The following is a 12,397-nucleotide window of genomic DNA, read 5'->3' as shown; positions in this document are numbered from 1 at the left end:
TTTGCAGGTTGTGCACGGTGTTTTGCTCTTGTAGCTCAGTTGGTAGAGCACACCCTTGGTAAGGGTGAGGTCAGCGGTTCAAATCCGCTCAAGAGCTCCATATGACAAGGCAGATATGAAAATATCTGCCTTTGTTTTAACAGCTGCCTCGGCTTGATTGCTGTCCGTTATTTCAAGTCTTGTGGGGTTGGTTGTTGTAAAGTCTTTTTCAGGCCTGCATAATGGTCGGCCTGATTTTGTTTTAGGTCAGTAGCTCAATTGGCAGAGCGACGGTCTCCAAAACCGTAGGTTGGGGGTTCGATTCCCTCCTGACCTGCCAGATTCACGTGGTGTATCTGGCTTTCTTTTCACAGGATCTTCATAGATGACTCCTAAGGCTGAAGCTCAAAGCTCTCGTTTCGATCTGGTCAAGTGGCTCGCTGTAGTCGTCTTGGTGGTCGTAGGCGTTGTTGGCAATCAGTACTATTCTGCTTCGCCGATCCTGTACCGCGTCCTCGCTTTGCTTGCTCTTGCTGCTGTAGCTGCCTTTGTAGGCCTGCAGACTGCCAAAGGCAAGTCTTTCGCGGTCCTGGTAAAGGAAGCTCGTACCGAAATCCGTAAAGTCGTTTGGCCGACTCGCCAAGAAACCACTCAGACCACATTGATTGTCGTGGCTGTAGTTCTGGTTATGGCGTTGCTGTTGTGGGGGCTTGATTCCCTGCTCGGCTGGCTTGTTTCCTTGATTGTTGGCTAAGGGTGTCCCGTGGCTAAGCGTTGGTACGTTGTGCATGCTTACTCGGGTTACGAGAAGCATGTTATGCGCTCTTTGCTGGAGCGCGTAAAGCTGGCAGGCATGGAAGATGGCTTCGGCGAAATTCTGGTTCCCACTGAAGAAGTGGTTGAAATGCGGAATGGTCAGAAGCGCAAGAGTGAACGCAAGTTCTTCCCTGGCTATGTGCTGGTACAGATGGACATGAACGAAGGTACTTGGCACTTGGTCAAGGATACTCCTCGTGTCATGGGTTTCATTGGCGGTACCGCTGATAAGCCTGCGCCGATCACCGATAAAGAGGCGGAAGCAATTCTGCGTCGCGTTGCTGACGGTAGCGACAAGCCTAAGCCGAAGACGTTGTTCGAGCCGGGTGAGGTTGTTCGTGTTACAGATGGTCCGTTCGCTGATTTCAATGGCACCGTCGAAGAAGTTAACTACGAAAAGAGCCGGATCCAAGTGGCAGTGCTCATTTTCGGTCGCTCTACCCCGGTAGAGCTGGAGTTCAGCCAGGTCGAGAAGGTCTAGCTGAGCAAGCATCCCAACCCCACAGCCTAGGCTGTGGGGTTTTGTCGTCACTGGGATAAACGCGCAAGTAACCGGGGAGCCTTTCGAGGCGTTTGAACCCGTAATTGGAGTGCCTCATGGCCAAGAAGATTACCGCTTACATCAAGCTGCAAGTGAAGGCCGCTCAGGCCAACCCTAGCCCACCCGTCGGTCCAGCTCTGGGTCAGCACGGCGTGAACATCATGGAATTCTGCAAGGCCTTCAACGCCCGTACTCAGGGTCTTGAGCCAGGTCTGCCGACTCCAGTGATCATCACTGTATACAGCGACCGTAGCTTCACCTTCGAAACCAAGTCGACCCCGGCTTCGGTTCTGTTGAAGAAAGCTGCTGGTCTGACTAGCGGTTCCGCTCGTCCTAACACCGTTAAGGTTGGCACCGTGACCCGTGCTCAGCTGGAAGAAATCGCGAAAACCAAAAACGCGGATCTGACTGCAGCTGATATGGATGCAGCCGTGCGTACCATCGCCGGTTCTGCTCGTAGCATGGGCCTTAACGTGGAGGGTGTGTAATGGCTAAGCTGACCAAGCGCCAAAAGGCTATCGCCGGCAAAATCGAAGCGGGCAAGTCCTACAACTTCGTAGACGCTGCCGCCCTGCTGACCGAGCTGTCGACTGTCAAGTTCAGCGAGTCCGTTGACGTTGCTGTGAACCTGGGTGTTGACCCACGTAAATCCGACCAGGTCGTTCGTAGCGCAACTGTGCTGCCACACGGTACTGGCAAGACTGTACGTGTAGCTGTCTTCACCCAAGGCCCGGCGGCTGAAGCTGCTCTGGCTGCTGGCGCTGATCGCGTTGGCATGGACGACCTGGCTGCCGAAATGAAAGGCGGCGACCTGAACTATGACGTCGTTATTGCTTCCCCGGACGCAATGCGTGTTGTAGGTCAGTTGGGCCAGATCCTGGGTCCACGTGGCCTGATGCCTAACCCTAAAGTCGGCACCGTAACCCCAGACGTAGCTACCGCGGTTAAAAACGCCAAGGCTGGTCAGGTTCGTTATCGCACCGACAAAAACGGCATCATTCACACCTCCGTTGGCAAAGTCGGCTTCGATGCCGTCAAGCTGAAGGAAAACGTTGAAGCCCTGATCGCTGATCTGAAGCGTATCAAGCCAGCTTCTTCGAAAGGTATCTACGTCAAGCGCGTTACCCTGAGCACCACTATGGGCCCAGGTCTGGTCATCGACCAAGGCTCGCTGGACGTATAAGACACGAATTGGTGCAAGCGATTGCGCCAATTGAAAGATTGGGGTCCCTGCCTGGCGGGGGCTATCCAAGACCGTAGGCGACGCAAGTCTTAAACCAACAAGCCTACGCAGATGGTGCTCCCGGTTCCTTACCGAATCAGACACCAAAACGACATCCGGCTCCGGCCAGATGAAACGGTAACAAGCAGGAGTTAAACCCGTGGCAATTAATCTCGAAGACAAGAAGGCCATCGTCGCTGAAGTCAACGAGGCTGCCAAAGCTGCTCTGTCCGCTGTCGTGGCTGATGCCCGTGGTGTGACAGTAGGCGCTATGACCGGACTCCGTAAAGAGGCTCGTGAAGCTGGCGTATACGTACGTGTTGTACGTAACACCCTGCTCAAGCGCGCTGTTGCTGACACTGAATACAGTGTTCTCAACGACGTGTTCACCGGCCCGACTCTGATCGCGTTCTCCAAGGATCATCCAGGCGCTGCTGCCCGTTTGTTCAAGGAATTCGCCAAGAGTCAGGATAAGTTCGAGATCAAGGCAGCTGCGTTCGAGGGCAAGTTCCTCGCAGCTAACCAAATCGACGTACTGGCAACACTGCCGACCCGTAACGAAGCTATTTCGCAGCTGATGAGCGTGATTCAAGGCGCTACCAGCAAGCTGGCTCGTACTCTGGCTGCAGTTCGCGAGCAAAAAGAAGCTGCCGCAGCCTAAGGCTGAGCAAATTCTCTCGCGTATTTTTGTTTATTTCGATGGCCGCGTAGGCCGTCCCCCAATTCAGGAAATACAGCAATGTCTATCTCCCAAGACGATATCCTCAACGCCGTAGCTGAAATGTCGGTTCTGCAGGTTGTTGAGCTGATCAAAGCTTTCGAAGAAAAATTCGGCGTTTCCGCTGCCGCTGCTTCCGCTGGCCCAGCTGTTGCTGCTGTCGCTGCTGAAGAGCAAACCGAATTCAACGTCATGCTGCTGGAAGCTGGCGAGAAGAAAGTAAACGTGATCAAGGCAGTACGTGAACTGACCGGTCTGGGCCTGAAAGAAGCCAAGGCTGTCGTTGACGGCGCTCCTGCCCAGGTTCTGGAAGCAGTGTCGAAAGACGCCGCTGACAAAGCCAAAGCTACTCTGGAAGAAGCAGGCGCTAAAGTCGAGCTGAAGTAAGCATCGACCTTGCGTCTCCAGCCCAAGCGTTAAGCTGAAGGCTGATGGCTGGTGGCTCTTGCCACCGGCCTTTTTCCGTTCTTGGCTGTCGACTCGGTCGCCGCCATTAACGCGCTGTAGCCACCCGACGCGGTGGTGCAAACCATGGGGTTTGCAAGATTTTCTGGCTGCTCCCGTCGGAGGGGCCAAACAAGCAGGTGACCAAGCTGGGGAACGCTGATGGCTTACTCATATACTGAGAAAAAACGTATCCGCAAGGACTTTAGCAAGTTGCCGGACGTCATGGATGTCCCGTACCTTCTGGCTATCCAGCTGGATTCGTATCGTGAATTCTTGCAGGCGGGAGCGACCAAAGATCAGTTCCGCGACGTGGGCCTGCATGCGGCCTTCAAATCCGTTTTCCCGATCATCAGCTACTCCGGCAATGCTGCGCTGGAGTACGTCGGTTATCGCCTGGGCGAACCGGCATTTGATGTCAAAGAATGCGTGTTGCGTGGCGTTACGTACGCCGTACCTTTGCGGGTAAAAGTCCGTCTGATCATTTTCGACAAAGAATCGTCGAACAAAGCGATCAAGGACATCAAAGAGCAAGAAGTCTACATGGGCGAAATCCCATTGATGACTGAGAACGGTACCTTCGTTATCAACGGTACCGAGCGTGTAATCGTTTCCCAGCTGCACCGTTCCCCGGGCGTGTTCTTCGACCACGACCGCGGCAAGACGCACAGCTCCGGTAAACTGCTGTACTCCGCGCGGATCATTCCATACCGCGGTTCGTGGCTGGACTTCGAGTTCGACCCGAAAGACTGCGTGTTCGTGCGTATCGACCGTCGTCGCAAGCTGCCGGCCTCGGTATTGCTGCGCGCGCTTGGCTATACCACTGAGCAAGTGCTGGACGCTTTCTATACCACCAACGTATTCAGCCTGAAGGATGAAACCCTCAAGCTGGAGCTGATCGCTTCGCGTCTGCGTGGTGAAATTGCCGTTCTGGATATCCAGGACGAAAACGGCAAAGTGATTGTTGAGGCTGGTCGCCGTATTACCGCGCGCCACATCAACCAGATCGAGAAAGCCGGTATCAAAGAGCTGGAAGTGCCTCTGGACTACGTTCTGGGCCGCACTACTGCCAAGGTCATCGTTCACCCGGCTACAGGCGAAATCCTGGCCGAGTGCAACACCGAGCTGAACACCGAGATCCTGGCGAAAATCGCCAAGGCCCAGGTTGTTCGCATCGAGACTCTGTATACCAACGACATCGACTGCGGTCCGTTCGTCTCCGACACCCTGAAGATCGACTCCACCAGCAACCAATTGGAAGCGCTGGTCGAGATCTATCGCATGATGCGTCCAGGCGAGCCACCAACCAAAGACGCTGCCGAAACTCTGTTCAACAACCTGTTCTTCAGCCCTGAGCGCTATGACCTGTCTGCGGTCGGCCGGATGAAGTTCAACCGTCGTATCGGTCGTACCGAGATCGAAGGTTCGGGTGTGTTGTGCAAGGAAGACATCGTCGCGGTACTGAAGACTCTGGTCGACATCCGTAACGGTAAAGGCATCGTCGATGACATCGACCACCTGGGTAACCGTCGTGTTCGCTGCGTAGGCGAAATGGCCGAGAACCAGTTCCGCGTTGGCCTGGTGCGCGTTGAGCGTGCGGTCAAAGAGCGTCTGTCGATGGCAGAAAGCGAAGGCCTGATGCCGCAAGACCTGATCAACGCCAAGCCGGTTGCGGCAGCGGTGAAGGAGTTCTTCGGTTCCAGCCAGCTCTCGCAGTTCATGGACCAGAACAACCCGCTCTCCGAGATCACCCACAAGCGCCGTGTTTCTGCACTGGGCCCGGGCGGTCTGACCCGTGAGCGTGCTGGCTTTGAAGTTCGTGACGTACACCCGACGCACTACGGTCGTGTTTGCCCGATCGAAACGCCGGAAGGTCCGAACATCGGTCTGATCAACTCCCTGGCTGCCTATGCGCGCACCAACCAGTACGGCTTCCTTGAGAGCCCGTACCGCGTGGTGAAAGACGCTCTGGTCACCGACGAGATCGTGTTCCTGTCCGCCATCGAAGAAGCTGATCACGTGATCGCCCAGGCTTCGGCCACGATGAACGACAAGAAAGTCCTGATCGACGAGCTGGTAGCTGTTCGTCACTTGAACGAGTTCACCGTCAAGGCGCCGGAAGACGTCACCTTGATGGATGTTTCGCCGAAACAGGTAGTTTCGGTTGCAGCGTCGCTGATCCCGTTCCTGGAACACGATGACGCCAACCGTGCGTTGATGGGTTCCAACATGCAGCGTCAAGCTGTACCCACCCTGCGTGCTGACAAGCCGTTGGTAGGTACCGGCATGGAGCGCAACGTAGCACGTGACTCCGGCGTTTGCGTCGTGGCTCGTCGTGGCGGCGTGATCGACTCCGTTGATGCCAGCCGTATCGTGGTTCGTGTTGCCGATGACGAAGTAGAAACTGGCGAAGCCGGTGTCGACATCTACAACCTGACCAAATACACCCGCTCGAACCAGAACACCTGCATCAACCAGCGTCCGCTGGTGAGCAAGGGTGATCGCGTTCAGCGCAGCGACATCATGGCCGACGGCCCGTCCACCGACATGGGTGAACTGGCTCTGGGTCAGAACATGCGCATCGCGTTCATGGCATGGAACGGCTTCAACTTCGAAGACTCCATCTGCCTGTCCGAGCGTGTGGTTCAAGAAGACCGCTTCACCACGATCCACATCCAGGAACTGACCTGTGTGGCGCGTGACACCAAGCTTGGGCCTGAGGAAATCACTGCAGACATCCCGAACGTGGGTGAAGCTGCACTGAACAAGCTGGACGAAGCCGGTATCGTTTATGTAGGTGCTGAAGTTGGCGCTGGCGACATCCTGGTCGGTAAGGTCACTCCGAAAGGCGAGACCCAACTGACGCCGGAAGAGAAGCTGCTGCGTGCCATCTTCGGTGAAAAAGCCAGCGACGTTAAAGACACCTCCCTACGTGTACCTACCGGTACCAAGGGTACTGTCATCGACGTACAGGTCTTCACCCGCGACGGCGTTGAGCGTGATGCTCGTGCACTGTCCATCGAGAAGACTCAACTCGACGAGATCCGCAAGGACCTGAACGAAGAGTTCCGTATCGTTGAAGGCGCGACCTTCGAACGTCTGCGTTCTGCCCTGGTAGGCCACAAGGCTGAAGGCGGCGCAGGTTTGAAGAAAGGTCAGGACATCACCGACGAAATCCTCGACGGTCTTGAGCACGGGCAGTGGTTCAAACTGCGCATGGCTGAAGATGCTCTTAACGAGCAGCTCGAGAAGGCTCAGGCCTATATTGTTGATCGCCGCCGTCTGCTGGACGACAAGTTCGAAGACAAGAAGCGCAAACTGCAGCAAGGCGATGACCTGGCTCCAGGTGTGCTGAAAATCGTCAAGGTTTACCTGGCAATCCGTCGCCGCATCCAGCCGGGTGACAAGATGGCCGGTCGTCACGGTAACAAGGGTGTGGTCTCCGTGATCATGCCGGTTGAAGACATGCCGCACGATGCCAATGGCACCCCGGTCGACGTCGTCCTCAACCCGTTGGGCGTACCTTCGCGTATGAACGTTGGTCAGATCCTTGAAACCCACCTGGGCCTCGCGGCCAAAGGTCTGGGTGAGAAGATCAACCGTATGATCGAAGAGCAGCGCAAGGTCGCAGACCTGCGTAAATTCCTGCACGAGATCTACAACGAGATCGGCGGTCGCAACGAAGAGCTGGACACCTTCTCCGACCAGGAAATCCTGGATTTGGCGAAGAACCTGCGCGGCGGCGTTCCAATGGCTACCCCGGTATTCGACGGTGCCAAGGAAAGCGAAATCAAGGCCATGCTGAAACTGGCAGACCTGCCGGAAAGCGGCCAGATGCAGCTGTTCGATGGCCGTACTGGCAACAAGTTCGAGCGCCCGGTTACTGTTGGCTACATGTACATGCTGAAGCTGAACCACTTGGTAGACGACAAGATGCACGCTCGTTCTACCGGTTCGTACAGCCTGGTTACCCAGCAGCCGCTGGGTGGTAAGGCTCAGTTCGGTGGTCAGCGTTTCGGGGAGATGGAGGTTTGGGCACTGGAAGCATACGGTGCTGCATACACTCTGCAAGAAATGCTCACAGTGAAGTCGGACGATGTGAACGGTCGTACCAAGATGTACAAAAACATCGTGGACGGCGATCACCGTATGGAGCCGGGCATGCCCGAGTCCTTCAACGTGTTGATCAAAGAAATTCGTTCCCTCGGCATCGATATCGATCTGGAAACCGAATAACACGTGACGCGAATCGAGAGCGGTGCAGTGATGCCCGCTCTCTGCTCCGCCAGGAGGAAAGGCCTTGAAAGACCTACTGAATTTGCTGAAAAACCAGGGTCAAGTCGAAGAGTTCGACGCCATCCGTATTGGATTGGCATCGCCTGAGATGATCCGTTCGTGGTCGTTCGGTGAAGTTAAAAAGCCGGAAACCATCAACTACCGTACGTTCAAACCTGAGCGTGACGGCCTGTTCTGCGCCAAGATCTTTGGCCCGGTAAAGGATTACGAGTGCCTGTGCGGTAAGTACAAGCGCTTGAAGCACCGCGGTGTGATCTGCGAGAAGTGCGGCGTTGAAGTTGCACTGGCCAAGGTTCGTCGTGAGCGCATGGCGCACATCGAACTCGCTTCGCCGGTTGCCCACATCTGGTTCCTGAAATCACTGCCGTCCCGTATCGGCCTGTTGATGGACATGACCCTGCGTGATATCGAACGCGTTCTCTACTTCGAGAGCTATGTCGTTATCGACCCAGGCATGACCACCCTTGAAAAAGGTCAGCTGCTGAACGACGAGCAGTACTTCGAAGCGCTGGAAGAGTTCGGTGACGATTTCGATGCCCGCATGGGTGCCGAAGCGGTCCGCGAGCTGCTGCACGCTATCGACCTGGAACACGAGATTGGTCGTCTGCGTGAAGAAATTCCGCAAACCAACTCCGAAACCAAGATCAAGAAACTGTCCAAGCGTCTGAAGTTGATGGAAGCCTTCCAGGGTTCCGGCAACTTGCCAGAGTGGATGGTGCTGACCGTTCTGCCGGTTCTGCCGCCAGACCTGCGTCCGCTGGTACCGTTGGACGGTGGCCGTTTCGCAACGTCCGACCTCAACGACCTGTACCGTCGCGTGATCAACCGTAACAACCGCTTGAAGCGTCTGCTCGATCTGTCCGCTCCGGACATCATCGTGCGCAACGAAAAGCGTATGTTGCAAGAAGCGGTCGATGCTCTGCTCGACAACGGCCGTCGTGGCCGCGCTATCACCGGTTCGAACAAGCGTCCTCTGAAATCCCTGGCTGACATGATCAAGGGTAAGCAAGGTCGTTTCCGTCAGAACTTGCTCGGTAAGCGGGTTGACTACTCCGGCCGTTCGGTAATTACCGTAGGTCCGACCCTGCGTCTGCACCAGTGCGGTCTGCCGAAGAAAATGGCTCTCGAGCTGTTCAAGCCGTTCATTTTCGGCAAGCTTGAAATGCGTGGTCTCGCTACCACCATCAAGGCTGCCAAGAAGATGGTCGAACGCGAGCTGCCAGAGGTTTGGGACGTTCTCGCTGAAGTGATTCGCGAACACCCGGTCCTCCTCAACCGTGCACCGACCCTTCACCGTCTGGGTATCCAGGCGTTTGAACCGGTACTGATCGAAGGTAAGGCTATCCAGCTGCACCCTCTGGTCTGTGCTGCGTACAACGCCGACTTCGACGGCGACCAAATGGCCGTGCACGTACCGCTGACACTGGAAGCCCAGTTGGAAGCGCGTGCGTTGATGATGTCGACCAACAACATTCTGTCGCCAGCCAACGGTGAGCCAATCATCGTTCCGTCGCAGGACGTTGTATTGGGTCTGTACTACATGACCCGCGAAGCGATCAACGCCAAGGGCGAAGGTCGTGTGTTCGCGGATCTGCAGGAAGTTGACCGTGTGTTCCGTGCCGGCGAAGCCGCACTGCATGCCAAGGTCAAGGTGCGGATCCACGAAACTGTCAACGACCGTGATGGCGGCAGCGTGAGCAACACTCGTATCGTCGACACCACTGTCGGCCGTGCGCTGTTGTACCAGGTTGTGCCAAAAGGTCTGTCGTACGACGTCGTCAACTTGCCAATGAAGAAAAAAGCGATCTCCAAGCTGATCAACCAGTGCTACCGCGTGGTTGGTTTGAAAGAGACCGTAATCTTCGCAGACCAGTTGATGTACACCGGTTTTGCTTATTCGACGATTTCTGGCGTTTCCATTGGTGTTAACGACTTCGTTATCCCGGATGAAAAAGCTCGCATTATCGCGGCTGCTACCGATGAAGTGAAAGAGATCGAAAGCCAGTACGCCTCGGGCCTGGTAACACAGGGCGAGAAATACAACAAAGTGATCGACCTTTGGTCCAAGGCCAACGACGAAGTGTCGAAGGCGATGATGGCTAACCTCTCGAAAGAGAAAGTCATCGACCGTCACGGCGACGAAGTTGATCAGGAATCCTTCAACTCGATGTACATGATGGCCGACTCGGGCGCACGGGGTTCTGCTGCGCAGATCCGTCAGCTCGCCGGTATGCGCGGCCTGATGGCCAAGCCGGACGGTTCCATCATTGAAACGCCGATTACTGCGAACTTCCGTGAAGGTTTGAGCGTACTTCAGTACTTCATCTCCACTCACGGTGCTCGTAAAGGTCTGGCGGATACCGCGTTGAAAACCGCTAACTCCGGTTACCTGACTCGTCGTCTGGTAGACGTTGCGCAAGATCTGGTTGTAACCGAGATCGATTGCGGCACCGAGCATGGCCTGCTGATGACACCGCACATTGAAGGCGGTGACGTTGTAGAGCCGCTGGGTGAGCGCGTATTGGGTCGTGTGATTGCCCGTGACGTGTTCAAGCCAGGTACCGAGGAAGTTATCGTTCCTGCCGGCACCCTGGTGGATGAGAAGTGGGTCGAGTTCATCGAGCTCAACAGCATCGACGAAGTGATCGTTCGCTCGCCGATCAGCTGCGAAACCCGCTACGGCATCTGCGCCAAGTGCTACGGCCGTGACTTGGCTCGTGGTCACCAGGTGAACATCGGTGAGGCAGTCGGCGTTATCGCCGCCCAGTCCATCGGTGAGCCAGGTACCCAGCTGACCATGCGTACGTTCCACATCGGTGGTGCGGCAAGCCGGACCTCCGCAGCTGACAGCGTTCAGGTGAAGAATGGCGGTACAGTCCGTCTGCACAACCTGAAGCACGTTGAGCGCGTGGATGGCCATCTGGTTGCTGTGTCCCGTTCCGGTGAGCTGGCCATCGCTGATGACTACGGTCGTGAGCGTGAGCGTTACAAGCTGCCGTACGGTGCTGTGATTTCGGTTAAAGAAGGTGACAAGGTCGATGCTGGCGCAATCGTGGCCAAGTGGGATCCGCACACTCACCCAATCGTTACCGAAATGAAAGGTACCGTGACCTACGTGGGCATGGAAGAAGGCATCACGATCAAGCGTCAGACTGACGAATTGACCGGTATGACCAACATTGAAGTACTCGACGCCAAAGATCGTCCAGCTGCCGGTAAAGACATCCGTCCTGCCGTGAAGATGGTCGATGACAACGGTAAGGACTTGCTGCTGCCAGGCACTGACGTAATCGCTCAGTACTTCCTGCCAGCCAACGCCCTGGTCGGTGTAGCGGATGGTGCGAAGATCGCGATCGGTGATGTTATCGCGCGTATCCCGCAAGAAACTTCGAAAACCCGCGACATCACCGGTGGTCTGCCGCGTGTTGCCGACTTGTTCGAAGCGCGTCGTCCGAAAGAAGCGTCGATTCTGGCTGAAGTCAGCGGCACCATCGCGTTCGGTAAAGAGACCAAAGGCAAGCGTCGTTTGGTCATTACCCCGAACGACGGTAGCGATCCGTATGAAGAGCTGATTCCGAAGTGGCGTCACCTGAACGTCTTCGAAGGCGAACAGGTAAACCGCGGCGAAGTTATCTCCGACGGTCCGAGCGATCCACACGACATTCTGCGTCTGCTGGGTGTAAGTGCGCTGGCCAAGTACATCGTTAACGAAATCCAGGACGTTTACCGCCTGCAGGGCGTGAAGATCAACGACAAGCACATCGAGACCATCCTGCGTCAGATGCTGCGTAAAGTTGAAATCGCTGAATCTGGCGATTCGAGTTTCATCAAGGGCGACCAGATGGAACTGACTCACGTGCTGGTGGAGAACGAGCGTCTGGCTGGCGACGAGAAATTCGTTTCCAAGTTCACTCGCGTACTGCTGGGTATCACCAAGGCGTCGTTGTCCACTGAGTCGTTTATCTCGGCGGCCTCCTTCCAGGAGACCACTCGCGTACTGACCGAAGCAGCGGTAACCGGCAAGCGCGATTACCTGCGCGGCCTGAAAGAAAACGTGGTTGTGGGTCGTCTGATCCCGGCCGGTACCGGTTTGGCTTACCACAGCGAGCGTAAGCGCCGCCGTGATGCTGACAAGCCGCTGCGCGTGAGCGCCAGTGAAGTGGAAGCTGCACTGACCGAAGCGCTGAACTCAAGCGGTAACTGAGTTCTGCGGTAGATGAGTCCGGGCCCTGGCAGCTCCGTTCGTCGGATCGAGGCATTTTTGCACCGATTCGATGAGCGGAGAGGCCGGGGCCTTGCCTTGACTGGGGGCAAGATCCTCTTTAGACTCTTGTACCCCTAAATTTGGCGGGAATTCGTTCCTGCCATTTTGCTTTTCTTG

General features: G+C 55.8%; 8 protein-coding genes and 2 tRNA genes. All 10 read left to right on the top strand.

Translation table 11 applies throughout. The features are described from left to right. Positions 1-24: 24 nt before the first annotated feature. The 10 genes from PSH66_RS26945 to rpoC all read left to right on the top strand — a co-directional run bounded on the left by PSH66_RS26945 (position 25) and on the right by rpoC (position 12,220). Positions 25-100, top strand: a tRNA-Thr gene (locus PSH66_RS26945). A 143-nt stretch (positions 101-243) separates the two neighbouring features. Next, a tRNA-Trp gene (locus PSH66_RS26940) sits at positions 244-319 on the top strand. A 45-nt stretch (positions 320-364) separates the two neighbouring features. After that, positions 365-733: a preprotein translocase subunit SecE gene (gene secE / locus PSH66_RS26935; protein ID WP_016969478.1), complete on the top strand. Its 369-nt coding sequence runs from the start codon at positions 365-367 to the stop codon at positions 731-733. A 9-nt stretch (positions 734-742) separates the two neighbouring features. Further along, on the top strand, positions 743-1,276 hold the full coding sequence (gene nusG, locus PSH66_RS26930; protein ID WP_003176436.1) for a transcription termination/antitermination protein NusG: 534 nt from the start codon (positions 743-745) through the stop codon (positions 1,274-1,276). A gap of 116 nt (positions 1,277-1,392) precedes the next feature. Continuing rightward, complete coding sequence (gene rplK / locus PSH66_RS26925; protein ID WP_003176435.1) at positions 1,393-1,824, top strand: 50S ribosomal protein L11; 432 nt, start codon at positions 1,393-1,395, stop codon at positions 1,822-1,824. Beyond that, entirely contained in the window at positions 1,824-2,519 is a 696-nt protein-coding gene (gene rplA, locus PSH66_RS26920) for a 50S ribosomal protein L1 (protein WP_003176434.1), read from the top strand. Before rplK ends, rplA begins: the two co-directional genes overlap by 1 nt. 199 nt (positions 2,520-2,718) lie before the next feature. Next, complete coding sequence (gene rplJ, locus PSH66_RS26915) at positions 2,719-3,219, top strand: 50S ribosomal protein L10 (protein ID WP_003176433.1); 501 nt, start codon at positions 2,719-2,721, stop codon at positions 3,217-3,219. Between the two features lie 78 nt (positions 3,220-3,297). Beyond that, positions 3,298-3,663 (top strand): 50S ribosomal protein L7/L12, encoded by a 366-nt coding sequence (gene rplL / locus PSH66_RS26910; RefSeq protein WP_003176432.1) that lies wholly within the window; start codon positions 3,298-3,300, stop codon positions 3,661-3,663. A 219-nt stretch (positions 3,664-3,882) separates the two neighbouring features. Continuing rightward, positions 3,883-7,956, top strand: coding sequence for a DNA-directed RNA polymerase subunit beta (rpoB, locus tag PSH66_RS26905; protein WP_003176431.1), 4,074 nt, complete (start codon positions 3,883-3,885; stop codon positions 7,954-7,956). A 64-nt stretch (positions 7,957-8,020) separates the two neighbouring features. Next, the gene (gene rpoC / locus PSH66_RS26900) at positions 8,021-12,220 is read left to right on the top strand and encodes a DNA-directed RNA polymerase subunit beta' (protein WP_003176430.1); all 4,200 of its coding nucleotides are present in this window, start codon (positions 8,021-8,023) and stop codon (positions 12,218-12,220) included. Positions 12,221-12,397 lie beyond the last annotated feature (177 nt).

The organism is Pseudomonas sp. FP597 (assembly GCF_030687435.1).
Lineage (GTDB): Bacteria > Pseudomonadota > Gammaproteobacteria > Pseudomonadales > Pseudomonadaceae > Aquipseudomonas > Aquipseudomonas lactucae.
Note: the sequence above shows the minus strand (reverse complement) of the source record. Positions and strands in the feature narration are given on the sequence as shown.